The sequence below is a fragment of the Rhizobium sp. 05L429 genome, assembly GCF_056397645.1.
Genome location: NZ_JBFTNV010000005.1, coordinates 183,249 through 205,119, shown reverse-complemented (window position 1 = coordinate 205,119; position 21,871 = coordinate 183,249). Strand labels below are relative to the sequence as shown.

Annotated in this window: 23 protein-coding genes; 12 read left to right on the top strand and 11 right to left on the bottom strand. The window is 60.3% G+C overall.

The window, feature by feature from the left end; translation table 11 throughout:
• Entirely contained in the window at positions 1–1,584 is a 1,584-nt protein-coding gene (gene ffh / locus AC1DNW_RS07230) for a signal recognition particle protein (RefSeq protein ID WP_113299604.1), read from the bottom strand.
• A gap of 496 nt (positions 1,585–2,080) precedes the next feature.
• Here ffh and AC1DNW_RS07225 point away from each other — a divergent pair, with 496 nt between their 5' ends.
• The 6 genes from AC1DNW_RS07225 (at position 2,081) to AC1DNW_RS07200 (ending at position 7,405) form a co-directional block, all read left to right on the top strand.
• The gene (locus AC1DNW_RS07225) at positions 2,081–2,311 is read left to right on the top strand and encodes a hypothetical protein (protein ID WP_477833849.1); all 231 of its coding nucleotides are present in this window, start codon (positions 2,081–2,083) and stop codon (positions 2,309–2,311) included.
• 160 nt (positions 2,312–2,471) lie between these two features.
• The gene (dapF, locus tag AC1DNW_RS07220) at positions 2,472–3,374 is read left to right on the top strand and encodes a diaminopimelate epimerase (RefSeq protein WP_113308697.1); all 903 of its coding nucleotides are present in this window, start codon (positions 2,472–2,474) and stop codon (positions 3,372–3,374) included.
• Positions 3,371–4,645, top strand: coding sequence for a tRNA (N(6)-L-threonylcarbamoyladenosine(37)-C(2))-methylthiotransferase MtaB (mtaB, locus tag AC1DNW_RS07215; RefSeq protein ID WP_113308698.1), 1,275 nt, complete (start codon positions 3,371–3,373; stop codon positions 4,643–4,645). The genes dapF and mtaB overlap by 4 nt, the downstream gene beginning before the upstream one ends.
• Before the next feature lie 15 nt (positions 4,646–4,660).
• Complete coding sequence (gene ftsY / locus AC1DNW_RS07210) at positions 4,661–6,115, top strand: signal recognition particle-docking protein FtsY (RefSeq protein ID WP_113308699.1); 1,455 nt, start codon at positions 4,661–4,663, stop codon at positions 6,113–6,115.
• A 61-nt stretch (positions 6,116–6,176) separates the two neighbouring features.
• Complete coding sequence (locus AC1DNW_RS07205) at positions 6,177–6,821, top strand: septation protein A (RefSeq protein ID WP_113299609.1); 645 nt, start codon at positions 6,177–6,179, stop codon at positions 6,819–6,821.
• Positions 6,818–7,405 (top strand): DUF2585 domain-containing protein, encoded by a 588-nt coding sequence (locus AC1DNW_RS07200; RefSeq protein WP_113308700.1) that lies wholly within the window; start codon positions 6,818–6,820, stop codon positions 7,403–7,405. Before AC1DNW_RS07205 ends, AC1DNW_RS07200 begins: the two co-directional genes overlap by 4 nt.
• On the opposite strand, the gene AC1DNW_RS07195 is transcribed toward AC1DNW_RS07200, so the two are convergent.
• From AC1DNW_RS07195 to ccmA, 5 genes are read right to left on the bottom strand one after another with little or no spacing between them, the layout of a single operon-like run.
• Positions 7,402–8,010, bottom strand: coding sequence for a DsbE family thiol:disulfide interchange protein (locus AC1DNW_RS07195; RefSeq protein ID WP_113308701.1), 609 nt, complete (start codon positions 8,008–8,010; stop codon positions 7,402–7,404). The two genes, AC1DNW_RS07200 and AC1DNW_RS07195, sit on opposite strands and share 4 nt — an antisense overlap.
• Entirely contained in the window at positions 8,007–8,177 is a 171-nt protein-coding gene (gene ccmD, locus AC1DNW_RS07190) for a heme exporter protein CcmD (protein ID WP_113299612.1), read from the bottom strand. Before ccmD ends, AC1DNW_RS07195 begins: the two co-directional genes overlap by 4 nt.
• A gap of 2 nt (positions 8,178–8,179) precedes the next feature.
• The gene (locus AC1DNW_RS07185) at positions 8,180–8,941 is read right to left on the bottom strand and encodes a heme ABC transporter permease (protein ID WP_477852263.1); all 762 of its coding nucleotides are present in this window, start codon (positions 8,939–8,941) and stop codon (positions 8,180–8,182) included.
• Positions 8,942–8,989: 48 nt separating this feature from the next.
• Positions 8,990–9,649 (bottom strand): heme exporter protein CcmB, encoded by a 660-nt coding sequence (ccmB, locus tag AC1DNW_RS07180; protein WP_113308729.1) that lies wholly within the window; start codon positions 9,647–9,649, stop codon positions 8,990–8,992.
• Positions 9,646–10,290 carry a heme ABC exporter ATP-binding protein CcmA gene (ccmA, locus tag AC1DNW_RS07175; protein ID WP_113308703.1) on the bottom strand — a complete coding sequence of 215 codons (645 nt, stop codon included), beginning with the start codon at positions 10,288–10,290 and terminating at the stop codon, positions 9,646–9,648. The genes ccmB and ccmA overlap by 4 nt, the downstream gene beginning before the upstream one ends.
• A gap of 261 nt (positions 10,291–10,551) precedes the next feature.
• Between ccmA and acnA the strand changes: the two genes are divergently transcribed.
• The 3 genes from acnA (at position 10,552) to AC1DNW_RS07160 (ending at position 14,894) form a co-directional block, all read left to right on the top strand.
• Entirely contained in the window at positions 10,552–13,242 is a 2,691-nt protein-coding gene (gene acnA, locus AC1DNW_RS07170; protein WP_113299616.1) for an aconitate hydratase AcnA, read from the top strand.
• 236 nt (positions 13,243–13,478) lie between these two features.
• The gene (locus AC1DNW_RS07165; RefSeq protein WP_113308704.1) at positions 13,479–14,219 is read left to right on the top strand and encodes a DUF1223 domain-containing protein; all 741 of its coding nucleotides are present in this window, start codon (positions 13,479–13,481) and stop codon (positions 14,217–14,219) included.
• A 273-nt stretch (positions 14,220–14,492) separates the two neighbouring features.
• On the top strand, positions 14,493–14,894 hold the full coding sequence (locus tag AC1DNW_RS07160) for a DUF2794 domain-containing protein (protein ID WP_113299618.1): 402 nt from the start codon (positions 14,493–14,495) through the stop codon (positions 14,892–14,894).
• A gap of 6 nt (positions 14,895–14,900) precedes the next feature.
• Here AC1DNW_RS07160 and AC1DNW_RS07155 read toward each other — a convergent pair whose 3' ends face one another.
• The 4 genes from AC1DNW_RS07155 to AC1DNW_RS07140 form a co-directional block, all read right to left on the bottom strand.
• The gene (locus tag AC1DNW_RS07155; protein WP_113308705.1) at positions 14,901–15,458 is read right to left on the bottom strand and encodes a GNAT family N-acetyltransferase; all 558 of its coding nucleotides are present in this window, start codon (positions 15,456–15,458) and stop codon (positions 14,901–14,903) included.
• Between the two features lie 111 nt (positions 15,459–15,569).
• Entirely contained in the window at positions 15,570–16,298 is a 729-nt protein-coding gene (locus AC1DNW_RS07150) for a Bax inhibitor-1/YccA family protein (RefSeq protein WP_113299619.1), read from the bottom strand.
• Between the two features lie 178 nt (positions 16,299–16,476).
• Positions 16,477–19,020, bottom strand: coding sequence for an ABC transporter permease (locus AC1DNW_RS07145; protein ID WP_113299620.1), 2,544 nt, complete (start codon positions 19,018–19,020; stop codon positions 16,477–16,479).
• Complete coding sequence (locus AC1DNW_RS07140; RefSeq protein WP_113299621.1) at positions 19,017–19,724, bottom strand: ABC transporter ATP-binding protein; 708 nt, start codon at positions 19,722–19,724, stop codon at positions 19,017–19,019. Before AC1DNW_RS07140 ends, AC1DNW_RS07145 begins: the two co-directional genes overlap by 4 nt.
• A 72-nt stretch (positions 19,725–19,796) precedes the next feature.
• Between AC1DNW_RS07140 and AC1DNW_RS07135 the strand changes: the two genes are divergently transcribed.
• On the top strand, positions 19,797–20,441 hold the full coding sequence (locus AC1DNW_RS07135) for an arylesterase (RefSeq protein WP_113299622.1): 645 nt from the start codon (positions 19,797–19,799) through the stop codon (positions 20,439–20,441).
• Between the two features lie 68 nt (positions 20,442–20,509).
• Positions 20,510–21,103 carry an RNA 2',3'-cyclic phosphodiesterase gene (gene thpR / locus AC1DNW_RS07130; RefSeq protein WP_113299623.1) on the top strand — a complete coding sequence of 198 codons (594 nt, stop codon included), beginning with the start codon at positions 20,510–20,512 and terminating at the stop codon, positions 21,101–21,103.
• Here the strand turns inward: thpR and AC1DNW_RS07125 are convergent.
• Positions 21,010–21,510, bottom strand: coding sequence for a low molecular weight protein-tyrosine-phosphatase (locus AC1DNW_RS07125; protein WP_113308706.1), 501 nt, complete (start codon positions 21,508–21,510; stop codon positions 21,010–21,012). The two genes, thpR and AC1DNW_RS07125, sit on opposite strands and share 94 nt — an antisense overlap.
• A gap of 35 nt (positions 21,511–21,545) precedes the next feature.
• Here AC1DNW_RS07125 and AC1DNW_RS07120 point away from each other — a divergent pair, with 35 nt between their 5' ends.
• On the top strand, positions 21,546–21,851 hold the full coding sequence (locus AC1DNW_RS07120) for a 4a-hydroxytetrahydrobiopterin dehydratase (protein WP_113299625.1): 306 nt from the start codon (positions 21,546–21,548) through the stop codon (positions 21,849–21,851).
• Positions 21,852–21,871: the final 20 nt, after the last annotated feature.

The following is a 21,871-nucleotide window of genomic DNA, read 5'->3' as shown; positions in this document are numbered from 1 at the left end:
TCACTTCTTCTTGGGCAATCCGGGCAGACCCGGGAAACCACCACCGAGGCCCGGCAGCTTTGCGCCGCCAAGACCGGGCAATCCGCCCGGCAAGCCTCCGCCTAGACCGGGCATACCCCCACCCGGCTTTCCGAGACCCGCGGCTTCCGCCTGCTTCTGCAGCGCTTCGAGCTGCTTCGGGTCGATATTCGAGAGATCGGGCATGCCGCCCATGCCGCCGAGGCCCCCCAGCCCCATCTTGCCGGCAAGGCCGCCCATCATCTGCTTCATCATGCCGCCTTTGCCTTTGCCGCCCATCATCTTCATCATATCCGCCATCTGGCGGTGCATCTTCAGAAGCTTGTTGATGGCGGCGGCATCGGTGCCGGAGCCGGCGGCGATGCGCTTCTTGCGCGAATGCTTGAGCAGGTCGGGATTGGCGCGCTCGGCCTTGGTCATCGACTGGATGATGGCGATCTGGCGGCCGAACAGCTTGTCGTCGAGGCCGGCGGCAGCCATCTTGTCCTTCATGCCGCCCATGCCGGGCATCATGCCCATGATGCCGCCCATGCCGCCCATCTTCTGCATCTGCCTCAGCTGGTCGGCGAGGTCGTTCAGGTCGAACTTGCCCTTGGCCATCTTGGCGGCCATGGCGGCGGCCTTTTCGGCGTCGATGTTTTCGGCCGCCTTTTCGACGAGCGAAATAATGTCGCCCATGCCGAGAATGCGGTCGGCGATACGGCGGGGATGAAACTCCTCCAGCTCGCCCATTCGTTCGCCGACGCCGATCAGCTTGATCGGCTTGCCGGTGACGGCGCGCATGGAAAGGGCAGCACCACCGCGACCGTCGCCGTCCATACGGGTCAGCACGAGGCCGGTGATGCCGACGCGCTCATCGAAACTACGGGCGAGGTTGACGGCGTCCTGACCGGTCAGGCTGTCGGCGACCAGCAGGATTTCGTGCGGGTTCGAGTTCTTCTTGATATCGGCCATTTCGACCATCAAGGGCTCGTCGATATGGGTACGGCCTGCGGTGTCGAGAATGACAACATCATGTCCGCCGAGCTTGGCGGCCTGCACGGCGCGTGCGGCGATATCAGTCGGAGACTGGCCGGCAATAACAGGCAGCGTGTCGATATTTGCCTGAGCGCCGAGCTGGCGAAGTTGCTCCTGCGCGGCCGGACGGCGCGTGTCGAGCGATGCCATCAGCACCTTCTTCTTCTCGCGCGTCGTCAGCCGGTTGGCAATCTTTGCCGTCGTCGTCGTCTTACCCGAGCCCTGCAGACCGACCATCATGATGACGACGGGTGCGGGTGCATGCAGATCGACGCCAACGCCTTCGCCACCGAGCATTTCGATGAGCTCGTCATGAACGATCTTGACGACCATCTGGCCGGGCTTGATCGACTTCAGGATCTCGGCGCCGACGGCCTTTTCACGTACGCGGTCGGTGAAGGAGCGGACGACTTCGAGCGAAACGTCGGCTTCCAGAAGCGCACGGCGAACCTCGCGCAGCGCTGCGGAAACATCACTTTCCGAAAGCGCACCACGGCCTGTCAGTCCATTCAGGATGGAACCAAGACGGTCCTGGAGGTTCTCAAACATCGGCTCTTCCTTGCTACGTTTCGGGGAGTTTTGGGATGTCCCGAACGTCGTGCTTTTCCTTGACGAAAACAAGACGCAAAGCCAAAAAGCACCCGAGGGCGCAGCGCGCTGTCGGGTGTTGACCTCCGGTATCCATGTCCCGGTCGGCGGCTCGGAGTCTAATGCTCGTCGCAGATTTTGCGCGATAAACAGGAAAGCTTCGTGAAAGTCAAGGCGAATGCGACTAGCGACGGCTTGGCGAATTTTTCCGACGTTTTACGAGAGGCGGCCGCGAGCATATTTTCCTGTGCAATCTGTAGTGGCAAAGGAAGTATATATTCATATAAACTAAAATGTTGTCTCTAATAAATTACCGATATCTGGTGCCCCAAAGATGAGTATTTCAACCGAAGAGCCGAATTCGCTATAAAGGCCGGTTGCAAAATATTTCGCTTATGATTCTACTTTCTATTTAAGTGCATTCTGTAAAATGATTCGTGAATATCCTTGATCCCGAATGAATCGGTGGAGATATCGAATGATAAACCCTGACATCCAGGACTGGGCGCTGGCGCGCGCCCATACTATTGTTTTGAACGAAGGCTTGAATCTGGCGAAGGCAGCACAGGATCTGGATCGTAAACGGTCCCGCTTGCTGGTCTATGAGCTGAGAAAGGTCATCACCGCGGCTATCGTCGAAGCCCATGCAGCATCCTTCAATTCCGACGGCACGCTGCGGGAAATCTGAATGGCGCCCGGTCCCAGGGTTAACTGGGCCTCATTCCTTCTGATTTCGCGGACGTAGCCTCGGCGCGTGAGGAAGAGGACGATGCCCGTCCGGCGCTCACCCACTGGTAATCCCTGCGCATTTCCGCCATATACAGCCGAAACGCAGTGGATATGGTCAGATGAGCAACACGGTCGAATTCGCGAAGATGAACGGGCTTGGCAACAAGATTCTGGTCGTCGACATGCGCGGACGGACCGACAAGGTGACGCCGCAGGCGGCGATCGCGCTCAATGCTGCCTCCGACACGCAGTTCGACCAGATCATGGCGATCCATGATCCGAAGGCGCAGGGCACTGACGCCTATATCGACATCCTCAATTCCGACGGTTCCAAGGCGCAGGCCTGTGGCAACGGTACGCGTTGCGTCGTGCAGGCGCTGGCCGCCGAAACCGGCAAGAAGGCCTTCACCTTCCAGACGGTCGCCGGCATCCTGAATGCTGTCGAGCATGACGACGGCACGATCTCGGTCGACATGGGCCGGCCGGTTTTTGAATGGGACCGCATTCCGCTGGCGGAAGAATTCTACGATACCAGCCGTATCGAATTGCAGATCGGGCCGATCGACAGTCCCGTGCTGCATTCGCCCTCGGCCATGTCTATGGGCAATCCGCATGCGATCTTCTGGGTCGACCGCGATCCGATGAGCTTCGATCTCGAGCGTTTCGGGCCACTGCTCGAAAACCATCCGATCTTCCCGGAAAAGGCCAATATCACCCTGGCGCAGGTCATCTCGGATTCAGCACTGCGGACGCGGACGTGGGAACGCGGTGCGGGCCTGACGCTTGCCTGCGGTTCGGCTGCCTGTGCCTCCGCCGTCAGCGCCGCACGCACCGGCCGCACGGGCCGGAAGGTGAGCATTGACGTCGCTTCAAGTCCTATCCGTCAACCGCTCATCATCGACTGGCGCGAGGATGATCATGTCGTGATGACCGGGCCTGCCGAATGGGAATGGTCCGGCTTGGTCGATCCGTCGACCGGTATGTGGTCGCGCGATGCCGAACGCGGGGCGGAAGCGCGGTGAGCGGCGTCGAGGTCATCACCTTCGGCTGCCGTCTCAATACTTATGAATCCGAAGTGATGAGATCGCAGGCGGAAGCGGCCGGGCTCAACAATGCGATTCTGGTCAATACCTGCGCCGTGACCGGCGAGGCCGTACGCCAGGCCCGCCAGGCGATCCGCCGCGCGCGCCGCGACAATCCGCATGCCCGCATCATCGTCACCGGCTGCGCGGCCCAGACGGAGAAGCAGACCTTTGCCGAAATGGCCGAGGTCGATGCGGTATTCGGCAACGAGGAGAAGCTGAAGGCAGCTTCCTACCGCGCGCTTCCTGATTTCGGTGTTTCGGCAGAAGAGAAGCTGCGTGTCAACGACATCATGAGCGTGCGCCACACTGCGCCGCAGATGGTCAAACACATCGATGGTCATGTACGCGCTTTCATCCAGGTGCAGAATGGCTGCGACCATCGCTGCACCTTCTGCATCATTCCTTATGGCCGCGGCAATTCGCGCTCCGTGCCCATGGGCGCTGTGGTCGATCAGGCGCGCAATCTCGTCGAAAGCGGCTATTGCGAAATCGTGCTGACCGGAGTCGACGCCACAAGTTATGGCGACGATCTCCCAGGCCAGCCGACACTCGGGCTGCTGGCAAAGACGCTTTTGAAACAGGTACCGGATATCCGCCGCCTGCGGTTGTCTTCCATCGACAGCATCGAGGCCGATCGCCATCTCATGGACCTGATTGCCGACGAGCCGCGCTTCATGCCGCATCTGCACCTGTCGCTGCAGCATGGTGATGACATGATCCTGAAACGCATGAAACGCCGGCACCTGCGCGACGATGCCCTGCGCTTTATCGAGGACGTCCGCCGGCTGCGGCCGGACATGAGCTTTGGCGCGGACATGATCGCCGGTTTTCCGACGGAGACCGAAGAAATGTTCGAGAATACGGTGCGGCTGGCGGAAGAGGCTGACATCGCGCATCTGCACGTCTTCCCCTATAGCCCGCGGCCCGGCACGCCTGCTGCGCGCATGCCGCAGCTCGACCGTTCGCTGATCAAGGACCGCGCCGCTCGCCTCCGCGCCACTGGACAGATGCTGCACCGGCGCCATCTGGACAAGATGGTCGGAACGCGGCAATGGCTGCTGGTGGAAAACAACGGTCTTGCCCACACGGAAAACTTCACGCTTGTCACTGTCCCCGGTCTTCGTCCGCGCGATATCGTCGAAGCGACGATATCTGGCCACAACGGCAAGCATCTCGACATGCAATTGACGGCTGCCGCGGCGGCCTGACTTCACGGACAGCTCATGGCGCTCAGTTTCATCAAAAAGGTCTTCACCTTCGGCAAGCCGGCGGAAGAGCCTGTGCCGGATGCCGTCGAACGGGAACTGGAGCCGCGTTCGCGCGACGAAGATCTGCCGGTTGCAGACGATCCCGTCCTCGCTGAAGAAATGGACACCGCCGGTGGACCTGCGGCCGACTTCGATGAAGCCATAGCTGAGCAGGAACCCGTCGAAGCCGAGTCGGATGTGTTGCCGACTGTCGATCATCTCGGCGACATGGGTGTCGTGCCTTTATCGCTGCTTGAGGCGGAAGCGGCGGCCGAGGAAAGCCCGACGGTTTCCGTTGATGCTGTCGAAGACGAGCGGATGCCGGATTGGGGCGCCGACGACGAGCGCCTGGCCGAGATCGTCGAAACGCTTGCCGAGGAAATTCCTGCCGCAGAGGTCGTCGCGCAAGAGCTGGTCATTGAAGAGGCACAGGCGGCCGAGCCGGTTCTTCCCAAAGGCTTCGCAACCGGACCGACCGCAGAGCCCGAATCTGTGCTTACGACGCAGCCAAGGCTTTCCTGGTTCCAGCGCCTGCGCAATGGCCTGGCGCGCACATCATCACAGCTCACCAGCCAGATCACCGCGCTCTTCACAAAGCGCAAGCTGGACGACGACACGTTGCAGGATCTGGAAGACCTGCTGATCCAGGCCGACCTCGGTGTAGAGACGGCAATGCGCGTCACCGATACGCTTGCTTCCGAGCGCTACGGCAAGGATGTGACCGGTGAGGATGTGAGCCGCATCATGGCGGCCGAAATCGCCAAGGTTTTGAAGCCGGTCGCCAAACCGCTGCAGCTCGATCTCTCGCACAAGCCGCATGTCATCCTCGTCGTCGGCGTCAACGGCACCGGCAAGACGACGACGATCGGCAAGCTTGCAGCCAAGCTTTCCGGCTCGGGCCTCAAGGTGATGCTGGCTGCCGGCGATACGTTCCGCGCTGCGGCCATCGAGCAGCTGAAGATCTGGGCCGATCGCACCAAGTCGGAATTCATCGGCACCAAACTTGGCGCCGACGCGGCGGGTCTTGCCTATGATGCCTTCGAACAGGCGAAGGCCAGTAAATGCGATGTGCTGATCATCGATACGGCCGGCCGCCTGCAGAACAAGACGGAGCTGATGGCCGAGCTCGAGAAGATCGTGCGCGTGCTCGGCAAGCTCGATCCCGATGCGCCGCACACGGTTCTGCAGACGCTCGACGCGACGACGGGCCAGAACGCGCTCAATCAGGTCGAAATCTTCCGCAATGTCGCAGGCGTCAGCGGCCTTATCATGACCAAGCTTGACGGCACGGCGCGCGGTGGCATTCTGGTGGCGATTTCGGCCAAGCATAAGCTGCCGGTCTATTTCATCGGTGTCGGGGAAGGCGTCGACGATCTCGAACCGTTTGAGGCCGAGGATTTTGCGCAGGCCATTGCCGGCATTGGCCAATGATGCCACAGATTAGCCGTTGATGGCTTGCATGCATTGCAAAAAAAAGCAGGTTTGAAGAAGTATGACGACTGAAAGCGATATCACTCCCAGCGCCGCAGACCGGCATCACCCGCTTCTGAAACTGGCGCTCGAACTCGGGCCGCTTCTGGTCTTCTTCTTTGCCAATCTGCGCGGTGAATGGTTGGTAACAAGCTTTCCCGCACTCACCGAACTCGGCGGCCCGCTTTTCGTGGCGACAGCGCTGTTCATGGCCGCGACCATAATTTCGCTCGTCGTTTCGAAGATCATGCTCGGCCATCTGCCGATCATGCCCTTCGTTTCAGGCATCGTCGTCGTGATCTTCGGCTCTCTGTCGATCTGGCTGCAGAACGAGACCTTCATTAAGATGAAGCCGACGATCGTCAATGCGCTCTTCGGCTTTGCGCTGCTCGGGGGGCTTGCCTTCGGCAAGTCGCTGCTCGGCTATGTCTTCAACGCCGCCTTTCAGCTCGATGCCGAAGGATGGCGCAAGCTGACGATCCGCTGGGGCATCTTCTTCCTGTTCCTTGCGGTACTGAACGAAGTCGTCTGGCGCAATTTCTCCGACAGTTTCTGGATCGCCTTCAAGGTATGGGGCACGATGCCGATCACCATCATCTTCACCATGGCGCAGATGCCGCTGGTGCTGAAGCACAGCATTTCTACCGAGGCGGAAAGCGAGAAGTGACGGCAGTCGAGGGCGCCGCCCGATCGCGGCATCAGATCTTCTGGTTTTCTGCCTGCCTGGCAGTGCTGGTCGCACAGATCGTGATCGAATATCTGCTGGGCCGCGTGCCAATCTGCACCTGCGGCTATGTCAAGCTCTGGGAAGGCACGGTCAATTCCAGCGGCAATTCGCAGCATCTGTCCGACTGGTACACGCCGTCGCATATCATCCACGGTTTCCTGTTCTACGGGCTTGCGCATCTCGTGCTTCGCGGCAAACCGCTTGCGGTGAAACTGCTTCTGGCTGTGCTCATCGAATCCGGATGGGAGCTTCTGGAAAATTCGCCGCTGATCATCGATCGCTACCGTACGGCGACGATCTCGCTCGATTACTACGGCGACAGCATCATCAATTCGGCGATGGATACGATCTTCATGGCCGTCGGCTTCTTCTTCGCCTGGCGGGCTCCCGTCGTGCTGACGGTCGCTATTGCCATCTTCTTCGAGCTTTTCACCGGCTATGTGATCCGGGACAACCTGACGCTCAACGTGCTTATGCTGATCTGGCCGGTCGAGGCGATCAAGGTCTGGCAGGGCGGCGCTTAGGAGGCCGGCTTGGCCAGCGCCTTCTCCATCGCGGGAAACAGCCCTTCCTTCAGGCTGATATCGTCGAAGGGGCCGACACGCTTGTAGATGATCGTACCGTCAGGCGTGACGAGATAGCTTTCCGGAATACCGTAGACACCCCAGTCGATCGCCGCCTTGCCGTTCGGGTCGACGCCGATGGCATGGTAGGGGTTGCCGAGTTCGCCGAGAAAACGCAGCGCGTTCTCGTTCTTGTCCTTGTAGTTGATGGCAACGATGTTCAGTCGTCCATCCTCGGCTAGCTGCTTGAGCAGAGGATGTTCGTCGCGGCAGGGAATGCACCAGGAGGCGAAGACATTGACGAGGGTGAGCTTGCCCTTGACCGCCTCGTCCGTCAGCGCCGGCAGGCTGGAGCCTTCGAGCGGCGGCAGGTTCAGCGACGGCGCCTTGGTGCCGATCAGCGCGGAGGGGATTTCGGCGATGTTCTTGCCGTGGAAATCCTGGTCGTAGAGCATCTTGCCAGCGGTTGCGGCGATGCCGCCGAAGACGACGAGCGGGATCAGTGCAAAAGCATAGCGGCTGACGCCGCGGCTCTTCGGCTTATTGTCTTGCTGAGCTTCGGTCATTCACCGTCCTTCGGTCGGGCAGAACGGCGACGGATGCCGGCGGCCTCGAGCGCTGCCAATTCCTTCTGGCGGGCACGGCCGTCAGACCAGGTCCAGAGCGTCACCGCAATCGTCACCAGGGCGGCGAAACCATAGGAGCCGTAAACGTAGAAAGCGTAGGAGCCCACCGCTATTCCTCCCGGTTTGCCATACGGGCGGCCATCCGGCGCTGGGAGGCAATGCGGCGGCGCCAGATCTCGTTTCTCATCGCCATTAGATGCAGCGTGAAGAACAGCAGCGTGAAGGCGGTTGCCATGATCAGGAGCGGGCGCAGAAACTCAGGATCGATTGCCGGGCCGTCAAGGCGCAGAACGCTTGCCGACTGATGCAGGGTGTTCCACCAGTCGACCGAGAACTTGATGATCGGGATATTGACGAAGCCGACGAGGATCAGGATGGCGGTAACACGTGCAGCCTTCGAAGGATCGTCCATCGCACGGCTCAGCGCGATCAGGCCGAGATACATCAGGAAAAGGATGAAGACAGAGGTGAGCCGCGCATCCCAGACCCACCATGTGCCCCACATTGGCTTGCCCCAGAGCGAGCCGGTGACGAGCGCAAGCAGGGTGAAGGCGGCGCCGAGCGGGGCTGCGGCCTTGGCCGAAACGTCTGCCAGAGGGTGGCGCCAGACGAGCGTGCCGATCGCCGAAATGCTCATGATCGTGTAGCACATCATGGCGAGCCAGGCAGACGGCACGTGGATATACATAATGCGCACGGTCTCGCCCTGCTGGTAGTCGCCTTCGGTCGAGAAGCTCAAATAGAGACCAGCCACGAAACAGAGGGCGGTGATACCCGCCAGCCATGGAATGACGCGCGATGCCAGCGCCAGAAACCGTGTCGGGTTGGCGAGATCACTGAATTTGCTGATGGCCAGGCTCGTTTCGCTCATATCCGCTTCCTTACCTTGATCCGTGCGGAGCCGCAATCGAAGCGCCGATCAATCCGCTGTGTTTCTAAGCGCCAGCGCAGCCGCCGCCGGGCCGATGACGGCAAAGAAAAGCGTCAGGGCGATGAGGATCAGAAAAGGCGGCAGGAAGGGCGATGGTCCCTCGACCGCCGCGTAGGTGGCGCTGACGCCGAAGATCAGCACCGGGATCGTCAGTGGCAGGATCAGCACCGATACCAGCAGTCCGCCACGCGGCAATGCGACGGCAACAGCGGCGCCGACCGCACCGATAAAGGTGATGGCCGGCGAGCCGACGAGGAGGGTGAGCATGGTTGCGCCAATCGCCGTCTCGTTCATGTTCATGAAAAGGCCGAGCAGCGGTGAGGCAATGACGAGCGGCAAACTGGTTGCTGTCCAGTGCGCCGCGCATTTGACGAGCACGGTCAGGACCAGCGGTGTTTCCTGCATGAGCATCAGATCGAGCGAGCCATCGTCGCGCTCCGCCTGGAACAGCCGATCGAGGCCGAGAAGGGCTGCAAGCAGCGCGCCGATCCAGACGATGGCGGGGCCGATGCGGGCGAGAAGCGCAAGGTCGGGTCCGACGCCGAAGGGGATGACCGCGACGATCGTCAGAAAGAAGAGAATGCCGATGAGTGCTCCGCCGCCGGCGCGGATGGAAAGCCTGATATCGCGAAGGAAGAGGGCGGTCATCCCCACACCCCTTGATCTACACCGGCAAAGCCGGTCATTTTCAATTCCTTAACCCCATCCAATCCCAGCGGCTGGTGCGTTGCCGCGATGACGAGGCCGCCTTCTCGGCGATGGCCTTCAATCAATTCCGCAAACAGTTTGTCCGCGCTTGCATCCAGCGCCGCAGTCGGCTCATCCAGGATCCAGACCGGGCGGTGTGCGACCAGAAGCTTGGCGAAGGCGAAGCGGCGCTGCTGGCCAGCAGAAAGATAGCCGAATGGTAGATGTGTGATGCCGGGCAGGCCAACGGCCTCGGCAGCTTCCTCGGTGCCGAGGCCGGGCTCACTGCCGGCCCCCAGAAAAGATCGCCAGAAATCCAGATTCTCTGCAACCGTAAGTTCAGTCTTCATGGCGTTACGATGGCCGAGGTAGTGGCTCGCTTCGGCCGCCGGGCGCCTCTCGGCACCGAACGAATCAGAGACCGTGACGGAGCCTTTTTCCGCCCTCAAAAGACCGGCGATGACCCGCAATAAAGTGGACTTTCCCGATCCGTTTTTACCCGTCAGAATTAGTGCCTCTCCGGCCTGCAAGTGAAAGGAAACGTTAACGAAAATCAGATCTTCCCCGCGCCGGGCAGCAAGATTTTCAGCGATGAGATGCATGCATCGGTTCTTTCTTCATTGCGCTCGTGGGCAGGCTCAAAAAATGTAAAATTTCGACCTTTGTTGCTATGGCAAGTCTTTACGAAATTATCTATAAGACCTGCAACCACGCCAGCGGTCGGCGTGAATTTCATCCTTGCGCCGAACTTGGGGTCTTCTCCTCACGTGCGGACAGCGGAAATGGCCGTACCCGCATCCTGATGTGCATTAAGTGCATAGGCGTTCGCACGACTGTGTTGGCTATCAGAAACGGGGTCTCTCGTGTCTAAATCTCTTGACAGTTTCAATTGTCGGTCCACGCTTTCCGTCGGTGGAAAGGACTACGTCTACTACAGCCTGCCGAAGGCTGAGGCAAACGGCCTGCCCGGCGTATCGAAGCTCCCCTATTCGATGAAGGTGCTGCTGGAAAATCTGCTGCGCTTCGAAGACGGCCAGTCGGTTACCAAGGAGCACATCCTTGCCGTCGCCGAATGGCTTGATAACAAGGGCGCCGTCGAGAACGAGATCGCCTATCGTCCGGCCCGCGTGCTGATGCAGGACTTCACCGGCGTTCCCGCCGTCGTCGATCTGGCTGCAATGCGCGATGCAATGGTCTCCCTCGGTGGCGATCCGGAAAAGATCAACCCGCTCGTTCCCGTTGACCTCGTCATCGACCACTCTGTTATCGTTGACGAATTCGGCACGCCGCAGGCTTTCGCCAGGAACGTCGAGCTGGAATACCAGCGCAATGGCGAGCGTTACCGCTTCCTAAAGTGGGGCCAGCAGGCATTCAAGAATTTCCGCGTCGTTCCTCCGGGCACCGGCATCTGTCATCAGGTCAACCTCGAATATCTCGGCCAGACAGTCTGGACGAAGGAAGAGGACGGCGAAACGATCGCCTATCCGGATACCTGCGTCGGCACCGACTCGCATACGACGATGATCAACGGCCTCGGCGTTCTCGGCTGGGGTGTCGGCGGTATCGAAGCTGAAGCGGCCATGCTCGGCCAGCCGGTCTCGATGCTTCTGCCTGAAGTCATCGGCTTCAAACTGACCGGCAAGCTGAAGGAAGGCGTCACCGCGACCGACCTCGTTCTGACCGTCGTGCAGATGCTGCGCAAGAAGGGCGTCGTTTCCAAGTTCGTGGAATTCTTCGGCCCGGGCATGGACAACATGCCACTCGCCGACCGCGCAACGATCGGCAACATGGGCCCGGAATACGGCGCGACCTGCGGCTTCTTCCCGGTCGACGGCGAAACCATCAACTATCTCACCATGTCCGGCCGCACGCATGACCGGATCGCCCTCGTTGAAGCCTATTCGAAGGCCCAGGGCATGTGGCGTGACGGCGACGGTTCCGAGCTCGTCTTCACCGATACGCTGGAACTCGACCTCGGCGATGTTGTCCCGTCGATGGCCGGCCCGAAGCGCCCGGAAGGCCGTATCGCGCTTGAGAACATTGCTGCCGGATTCGCCGGCTCGATGGATGCCGACTACAAGAAGCCCGGCCAGCTAAACAACCGTTATGCGGTCGAAGGCACGGATTTCGATCTCGGTCATGGCGATGTGGCGATTGCCGCCATCACGTCCTGCACCAATACGTCGAACCCGTCGGTTCTGATCGCTGCCGGCCTTCTCGCCCGCAACGCCGTTGCCAAGGGCCTCAAGACCAAGCCGTGGGTCAAGACCTCGCTCGCTCCCGGATCGCAGGTGGTCGGCGAGTATCTCGCCAAGTCCGGCCTGCAGGCTGACCTCGACAAGCTCGGTTTCAACCTCGTCGGCTTCGGCTGCACGACCTGCATCGGCAATTCCGGCCCGCTGCCGGCGCCGATCTCCAAGACGATCAACGACAAGGGCCTGATCGTTTCCGGCGTGCTCTCGGGCAACCGCAACTTCGAAGGCCGCATCTCGCCGGACGTTCAGGCGAACTACCTCGCCTCGCCGCCGCTCGTCGTCGCCTACGCTCTTGCCGGTACGGTTCAGAAGGATCTGACCAATGAGCCGATCGGCGAAGACCAGGATGGCAATCCGGTGTTCCTGAAGGATATCTGGCCGACTTCGCACGAGGTTCAGGAATTCATCCTGAAATATGTCACCCGCGAGCTTTACGAAACCAAGTATGCCGACGTCTTCAAGGGCGACGAAAACTGGCAGGCCGTTCAGGTTCCCCCAGGCCAGACCTATGCCTGGGACGACGATTCGACCTATGTTCAGAACCCGCCCTATTTCGTCGGCATGGGCAAGAAGGGTACCGGCATTTCCGATATCAAGGGCGCCCGCGTTCTCGGCCTCTTCGGCGACAAGATCACCACCGACCACATTTCCCCGGCCGGTTCGATCAAGGCTGCTTCGCCGGCAGGCGCCTACCTGCTCGGCCATGACGTCGCCGTTGCCGACTTCAACCAGTACGGTACGCGTCGTGGCAACCATGAGGTGATGATGCGTGGCACCTTCGCCAACATCCGCATCCGTAACTTCATGCTGGGCGCGAACGGCAAGGAAGGTGGCTACACCATTCACTATCCGTCCAAGGAAGAGACGTCGATCTACGATGCGGCCATGCAGTATAAGGCCGAAGGCGTCCCGCTGGTCATCTTCGCCGGTGTTGAATACGGCAACGGCTCTTCGCGCGACTGGGCTGCAAAGGGCACGAACCTGCTTGGCGTCAAGGCCGTCATCGCTCAGAGCTTCGAGCGCATCCACCGCTCGAACCTGGTCGGCATGGGCATTATCCCCTTCGTCTTCGAAGAAGGCACGACGTGGCAGAGCCTCGACCTGAAGGGTGACGAAATCGTCACCATCGAAGGCCTCGAGAACATCAAGCCGCGCGAAAAGAAGATCGCCAAGATCACTTATGCCGATGGCACGGTGAAGGACGTTCCGCTGCTGTCGCGCGTCGACACGCTGGACGAGGTCGTCTACCTCAACAATGGCGGCATCCTGCAGACGGTTCTGCGCGATCTCGCAGCCTGATTGTTAAGATACTTGCCTGATAATCACCGCCGGAAAGCGATTTCCGGCGGTTTTTCTTTGCGGAAAACGGAGCTGTTTCACTGCTCACGGTGATGTGTTTCGGCCGCAATCCGCCTGGGCCTCCGTCTCACCCGTTCGTGACTTTCCGTTTGGACCCGGAAGGATTATTCGTACGTTCATATCTCAGAGCCGGCGGTTGAAGACCGCTGTCGGCGCTGAAAAAGAGGTGCTGGTGAATGTCCCCGCGTTTTATGATCCCGCTGATCGCCGGGCTTGCGTTTGCAGGTCCGCTCCTGGCTGAAGACGGCGCGCCGAAAGGCGTCGTTGAGCTATTCACGGCGCAGGGCTGCGCCTCCTGTCCGCCGGCAGACGCTGCGTTCCGCAAGCTCGTCAGCCAGGGCAATGTCATCGCACTCGCCTATCACGTCGATTACTGGAATTATCTCGGCTGGGCCGACACGCTGAGCTCAAAGGAAAATACGGAGCGGCAGTACGGCTATGCCCGCATGATGGGCCGCAGCAACATCTATACGCCGCAGGCGATCGTCAATGGCCGTGACCATCTCGCAGGTGCGGACCTTGCCGGCATCAACGGCAAGGTCAACGGCTATGCGGATGAGGGCAAAGGTCTGACCGTGCCTGTTAATGCTCGCATGCGCGGCGACGAGCTGGAGATCAAACTCGGTGCCGGCCAGGGCAAGGCCAATGTTGTGATCGTTTATTTCGACAAGGAAAAAACGATCGACGTCGAGAAGGGCGAAAACAGCGGCCAGAAGATTTCCTACCTTCACAGCGTGACCGATGTGGAGACTGTCGGCATGTGGGACGGCAAGGCCATGACGCTCACCCTGCCGGCGAGCGTCATGGAAAAACCGGATCTGGAAGGCTCGGCGATTCTCTTGCAATCCGTGACAGCTAACGGCGATCCGGGCGCAATCCTCGGTGCGGCCGTCGTCATGGCGGGAAAAAATATCTAGGAATTTCATCCGCTTGCGGATGAATGTCAGGCGGCCCGGCCAAGCGTATTCGGGGCTGGGGTTAAGGTCGATACGCTCCGCCGGGCCCTTTGGCGCGCTGGCGCCAAACTGGAACCTATAGTTCTCTTGGAAATGAGGCGCTGTTTTGACTGAAATGCGGCGCTGCGGAGAAAGCAGGTTTCGTCCCCAGTGTGATAGTCCGTGCCCTTGCAATTTGCCGCGGCTCGGGCAAACTGTCACTCTCCTGTCACACGTGGAGGTCTTGGGAGTCTGATGACAGATACGCCGGATTTGCGACACGGCGAAAGCCGCTCCGTCGACAATAGCTCTTCAACCGTCGTTGATCTCAAGGAATACAGACAAAACAAGGACCCAATGCCGGTGACATTTCACCGGCGGGAGCTCGACCAGATTCTATGGATCTATGGTCGCATGGTGGGTGAGGGCGAGTGGAAAGACTATGCCATCGACCACACCAGGGAGAAGGCAGTTTTCTCCGTCTTCAAGCGTTCGGGCGAAATGCCGCTTTTTCGCATCGAGAAAAACCCGAAACTCGCGGCCAAGCAGGGCGCCTATTCGGTCGTCAACATCAACGGAATGATCCTGAAGCGCGGCCACGAGCTCGGACTGGTGCTGAAGGTCTTCGACAAGTCGCTGAAGCTCGTCGACAAATAGGCGATATCACCCCTTGAATAGGTTGCCCGGATAGGCAGCGGGGTCGGGATGCGTTTCCGTTCCTTCGCCGAGTATTCGCTGCATCAGCATCGTATCCAGCCAGCGGCCGTGCTTGTAGCCGGCGCCTTTCATCAGCCCGAGCTCTTCGAAACCGAGCGAACGGTGAAGCGCGATCGACGCAGGGCTCGCGCCGCCAATGACCGCGGTCATCTGCCGAAAACCCGATGCCGTGCAGCGGGAAATCAGCTCTCTAAGGAGCAGTTTGCCGATACCCTTTCCGCGCGCCTCCGTGCCTAGATAGATCGAATCCTCGACCAGCCAGCGATAGGCCGGGCGGGTGCGGAAAGCGGAGGCATAGGCGTAGCCAAGCAGGGTTCCGTCCTCGCCCGTTGCAGCGATGTAGGGGTAGCCCTGCTCGCGGATGATGGAGAAGCGAGCCGTCATTTCCGCTTCGGTCGGCGGCGTGATCTCGTAGCTCGAGGTGCTGTTCAGCACCGATTCGCGGTAGATCTCGGTAATGGCGGGAAGATCGGAGGGAATGGCGTCGCGCAGGATAGGGGGCATTTCGGATCGATCGGCACTGTTGGAGGACTGGCCCCGTTGAAGCACTCCAGCGAACTGCTCGCAACAAAAAAGGCGGCCGAGGCCGCCTTTTCGTTTTCATTCCGACCCTGCTTATTTCCGGTTACCCATGAACTGCAGCAGGAACATGAAGAGGTTGATGAAGTCGAGGTAGAGCGTCAGCGCACCCATGATGGCCTTGCGGCCGGCGACATCAGAACCGTCTGCTTCAAAGTACATTTCCTTGATGCGTTGCGTATCGTAGGCGGTGAGGCCTGCGAAAATCAGCACGCCGATCGCGGAGATTGCGAACTGCAGGGCAGACGAAGCCAGGAAGATGTTGACCAGCGAAGCGATGATCAGGCCGAAGAGGCCCATGATCAGGAACGAGCCCATTGCCGACAGGTCACGCTTGGTCGTGTAGCCGAAGAGCGACAGCGCGCCAAAGGAAGCGGCAGTCACGAAAAAGGTCTGCGTGATGCTCGACTGCGTGTAGATCAGGAAGATCGACGACAGCGAGAGACCGACCAGCGCTGCATAGACCCAGAAGGTCGTCTGCGCGGCAGCGACGCTCATGCGGTTAATGCGGAAGCTCAGGAAGAAGACTGCCGCAAGAGGCGCAAGAATGATGACCCAGCGCAGGGGCGACTGGAACAGCAGGTTGCCGAACTGCGTGAGCTGGCCGTCCTGCACAGCGAAGGTGAATGCGAAATAGGCGGCCAAACCAGTGATCGCCAGACCCAGCGCCATCAGGTTGTAGACCTTGAGCATATAAGCGCGGAGGCCTTGATCAATCACTTCGCCGGTTTGTGCGCGGCTTTGATAGTTACGGAGATCAGCCATAGTTTCCTCTTACAAGCTCCGATGGAAATACGGTGTCGGGTTCACGACCCGGGCGCCGCTGCGGAGCTCCAGCATGCCTGCTGACAATATGAGGCTTTTGCCCTTTTCAAACAAGGCCTTTGCAATCAGCCGTTCGGTTAAATCGCCGTAAGGTGAAGGGATATGAGCGTCTCACCCGTCACAGCTCGCGCAAAACGGGTGCCGCTTTCTGGCCGAGGATGCGCCAGGTGCCGATCAGGCCGATGCCGACGGTCAGCACGAGGGCGGTGACCAGGGTCACACCTGCGACGTCAGGCATGAAAGTGGAGGGCAGGCGCATGATGCGGCTGACGATGAACCAGGCGGCCACGCCGCCGGCAAGGAGCGCGAAGATGGCGGTGGCAACACCAAGGATCAGGTATTCGTAGCTGAAAGCGCGGATCAGCATGGTCCGGGTCGCGCCGAGGGTTTTCAGTACAACGGCATCATGGGTGCGCGCCCGGTTGCCGGCGGCCAGCGCTCCTGCCAGCACGAGGATGGAGGCGATGAGGGCAACGGAGGCGGCTGCGCGGATCGCGGTCGCAAGCTCGCCGACCAACTGGTTGACGATATCGATCGCGTCCTTGACGCGGACACTCGTGATCGTCGGATAGGTGTTGGTCACGGATTTCAGGATTGCGGCGTCTTCCGTCTCCGTGGATGCGGGATCCGTCAGTGTCGCCAACCATGCATGCGGAGCGCCACGGAAGGTGTTCGGCGAGAACACCATGACGAAATTGATCGACAGCGATTCCCACTCGACCCGCCGCAGATTGGCAATCTTGGCGGTGATGTTGCGGCCGAGCACGTTGACGGTGACGGTATCGCCGATCTTCAGGCCGAGCTCACGCGCTTCCTCCGCCGAGAAAGAGACAAGCGGCTCGCCGCTATAATCCTTGCCCCACCACTGGCCTTCAGTCAGGGCGGAATTCTCCGGCAGGCTTTCCTCGTAGGTAATGCCACGGTCGCCATTCAGCACCCAGCGGCCCGCCGCCGGCACGTTCATCTTGGTCACATCCTGGCCATTAAAGGCGATGATGCGGCCGCGCAGCATCGGCACTTCCACCAGTTTGCCGTTCGGCGACTGGGTGTGGATCAGGTTGCGGAAGGCATCGACCTCGGCACTCTGGATATCGACGAAGAAGAAGTTCGGGGCGCCCTCGTTCATGCGGCCGGTCAATTGCTGGCGCAGGTTTCCATCGATCAGCGTGAGGGTCACGAGCAATGCAAGGCCGAGGCCGAGCGAGAGTACGACTGACGGTGTCAAAGCGCCGGGGCGGTGGATATTGCCGATCGCCAGCCTGAGCGCCGGCGAGCTGACGCGCGGGCTCCTGCGCGCCAGCCAGGCAATCAGCGCGGCGACAAGGCGCAAAATGACGAAGGCGAAGATGATGGCACCGACGAAGACCACGGCGATGAAGCGGTCATAGGCGGTAAAGATGGCAAGGCCGGCCAATGAGGCCATGAAGAGCGCGGCAAGCAGCACATAGGGCCAGGAGGGCAGGCGGCGGGCTTCAAAACCCTGCTCGCGGAAGAGGGCGGTGGCAGGAACTTCGCGCGCATGGCCAAGCGGCAGGATGGCGAAGGCGAGCGTCGTCAGCATGCCGAAGAGGGCTGCAAGCAGCAGCGCGCCGGGATAAAGCGTCGGATCTGTGGAAACCGGCAGGAACTGGGCAAGAAACTGTGCCGCCAGCATCGGTGACAGCGCGCCGAGCACCAGGCCGATCAGGATGCCGCCCGCCGCGATGAGAGCGATCTGGAACAGGTATATCCAGACGACGACCGCCGCTGGCGCGCCGAGGCACTTGAAGGTCGCGATCGTCGTGCGCTTGGCGTCAAGGAAGGCGCGTACCGCATTGGCGACGCCGACGCCGCCGACGATGAGTGCGGTCAGACCGACCAGCGTCAGGAACTGCGTGAAGCGGGTGATGTTTTCCGTCAGGGACGGTGCCGCGCGATCGCTGGTGCGGATCGACCAGCCGGCCGACGGGAATTCTCTGGTCGCGCGGGCCTGGATGCCGGCCATCGTACCGCGGTCTTCCAGCTTGATCTTGTAGGCATGCTCCACAAGGCTGCCGGTCTGGATCAGGCCGGAGGCCTGAAGCGCGTTCCGGCTGACCAGCATACGGGGGGCGAAACCGAAGCCTTCAGAGAGTGCATCCGGTTCCGTCTTGACGGTGCCGGTGATGCTGAGCTTGACGTTGCCGAGCAGCAATTCGTCGCCGATCTGCAATCCCAGCCGCTCCAGCAGCAACGGGGCGACAACGGCGCCGTAGGTGCCGCCCTCTCCTGATAGCATGGAAGCAAGCGGATAATTCGGCTCTGCTTCGAAGGTGCCATAAAGCGGATAGGCCCCGTCGACAGCCTTGACCTCGACCAGCGCTTGATCGGATCCGTCGGGCTTGCGGGCCATGGAGCGCAGGCCGGTGGAGACGGAAACCTCCCCGAGGCCGCGCAGAAAATTCATCTCCTCTGGCGTGGCTTCGCGGTTGTTGAGTTCGAAGCGAACATCACCGGCGAGAAGCTCCTGCCCCTGCGAAGCGATCGTATCGGTGATCGACTGAGATACCGAATTGACCGCGGCGATTGCCGCGGTGCCAAGCGCGATACAGGCGAGGAAGATGTAGAAGCCTTTCAGGCCGCCGCGCAGCTCGCGAAGGGCCAGGCGGAAGGCGAGCGAGATGCGCGGTGTGACAATCCTCATGCGATCGCCGCCTCGGAGCGACGGGCGGCGCTGTCGCCTTCAATGCGACCGGAGCGGACGCGGATCTGGCGCGAGCAACGGTTGGCGAGGCCGACATCGTGCGTGACGAGCAGCAAGGTCATGCCGCGTTCGGCCTGCTTGGAGAACAGGAGATCGGCGATCTGCCGGCCGGTATCGGTGTCAAGATTGCCGGTCGGCTCGTCGGCGATCAGCAGTGCAGGCGAGGGAGCCAGCGCGCGGGCGATTGCAACACGCTGCTGTTCGCCGCCTGAGAGCTGACCGGGATAATGGCTCAGGCGCTCGCCGAGCCCGACTGAGTTCAGCTCGCGTTGGGCGATCTCAAAAGGGTTGGGAATATTGGCGAGCTCGAGCGGCACCGCGACGTTTTCCAGTGCCGTCATGTTGGCGATCAGATGAAAGGACTGGAAGACGATGCCGATGTTGCGACCGCGGAAATCGGCGACCTGATCCTCGCTCAGTGCATGCAGGGGCGTGTCGTTGATGTTGATCTCGCCGCTGTCGAGCTTTTCCAGGCCTGCAAGCACCATCAGGAGCGTGGACTTGCCGGAGCCGGAAGGACCGACGATGCCGACGGATTCGCCGGCGCTGATCTCCAGATCAATGCCCTTCAACACATGGACGGAGGCCGCAGCGCTACCGAGCGTCAAATCGGCTTGTTTCAGATCGATGATGGTTTTGGCCAACAGAAATCGCCCTATATAATTCCCTAACCGAATGGCCGCATAACGGCACCTAGCCAATCTAGGGAAAGCATTATGAGATTTAAAGTTGCCGCCCTTCACTTCGCCGTCATTGTTTCCGCACTGATTTTCTCGACGGCTGCCGAAGCCCGCACCATCAATCTGGTCGGTTTCGGCGACAGCCTGATGGCGGGCTACCAATTGCCGCCGGGCGATGGCTTTCCCGAGAAGCTGCAGGCGTCCCTGAAAGCCAAGGGGATCGATGTTGCGATCACCAATGCCGGCGTCTCCGGCGATACGACGACGGGCGGGCTCGCGCGAATCGACTGGTCTGTCCCTGACGGCACCGACGGCGTTATCCTCGAGCTTGGTGCCAATGATGCGCTTCGCGGCATCCCCCCGGAACAGAGCGAAAAAAATCTCGACGAGATGATAAGCCGGTTAAAGCAGCGCGGCATCGCCGTCCTGCTCGCCGGCATGATAGCGCCGCCGAACATGGGCGCGGATTATGCCGAACGCTTCAACCCGATTTACCAGAAACTCGCGGAAAAACATGGCGTTGAACTCTATCCATTTTTCCTCGACGGCGTGGTCCTGGATGCTGGTCTGAAGCTCGACGACGGCATGCATCCCAATGCCAAGGGTGTCAATGTGATGGTGGAGAAGATGGAACCGGCTGTCACAAAATTCGTCGAGACGATTTCTTCTGTGAAGAAATAGGGGCTTGCACAGGTTTGTAATGCGTGATTCCGTGTGAGCACCTGCAAAAGATTCGGGGAGTGCTCGTTATGCCGAGACTTTTTACCGCCCTCGAAATTCCGCGCAATGCGGCGATGAGCCTATCATTGTTGCGCGGTGGTCTTCCCGGAGCACGATGGATCGATGTGGAGAATTACCACATCACACTTCGCTTCATCGGCGATGTCGATGGCCGGACCGCAGACGAAATCGTCGAGCGCCTCGACCGGATCGACCGGCCGGAATTCCAGCTCCGGCTTGATGGCATCGGCTCTTTCGGCTCCAAGAAACCGCATTCGATCTGGGCCGGGGTTTCTCCTTCGCCGGAAATGTACGCCCTGCAGGGCGAGATCGAGCGGATCTGCCAGCGCATCGGCCTGCCGCCGGACCCGCGCAAGTTCACGCCGCATGTCACGCTCGCCCGGCTGAAATATTCGCGCGTCGACGATGTCGTGCAGTATCTCGCCGGCCGCGGCAACTTCCAGACCTCAACCTTCACCGTGCCGCGCTTCGTGCTTCTGTCGTCGCGCGAATCGGTCGGCGGCGGGCCTTACCTGACCGAGGAAGTCTTCCCGCTCCACGAGCCGCTGATGGTGCCGAGCCTTTCGACCAGCGTATTGCAGCCGTTCAAGAGCCTCGCATAGACGAACTCGAAGTCTTCCGGGCCGCCATAGTAGGGGTCCGGAATATTTTCGCCGGTGCCAAGCGCGAAATCGCCGAAAAGGTGAATGTTATCCGCATGTGGCGAACGGCGGCGCAGTTCCGCAACATTCGAGTGGTCCATGGCAAGGATCAGATCAAAATCTTCGAAATCGCCGGCCAATATGCGTCGGGCGCGTTGCCCGGCAATGTCGATGCCGTGGGCGCTTGCGGTTGCAATCGAGCGGCGGTTCCGCAATTCGCCTTGATGCCAGCCGCCGACACCGGCGGAATCGACGTGGACCGCATCATCAAGGCCTGCTCTAGCCACGACGCGGCTGAAAATTCCCTCTGCGAGCGGTGAGCGGCAGATATTGCCCATGCAAACAAAGAGGATGCTGATACGTTTCATCTGGGAGCCTTACGGAAGGATGAAAGGAGCATGACATGAAACGGGAAAAGCTGGAAAGGGCGGCCATCACTGAGTTGCTCGGCGATCTGGAGGGCTGGACGCTCGATGATGCGGCAGGTTCGATTTCGAAGACCTTCAAATTCGCCAGTTTCGTGGAGGCCTTCGGCTTCATGGCAGAGTCGGCGCTCGCGGCCGAGAAGCTCAACCATCATCCGGAATGGTTCAACGTCTATTCCCGTGTCGAGGTGAAGCTCAACACCCATGATGCCGGCGGGCTGACCGAGCTGGACTTCAAGCTCGCAAAGGCCATGGAGAAGGCGGCGGCGCGGCGGGCCGATTGAATCGGTTCCGGCCATCACCA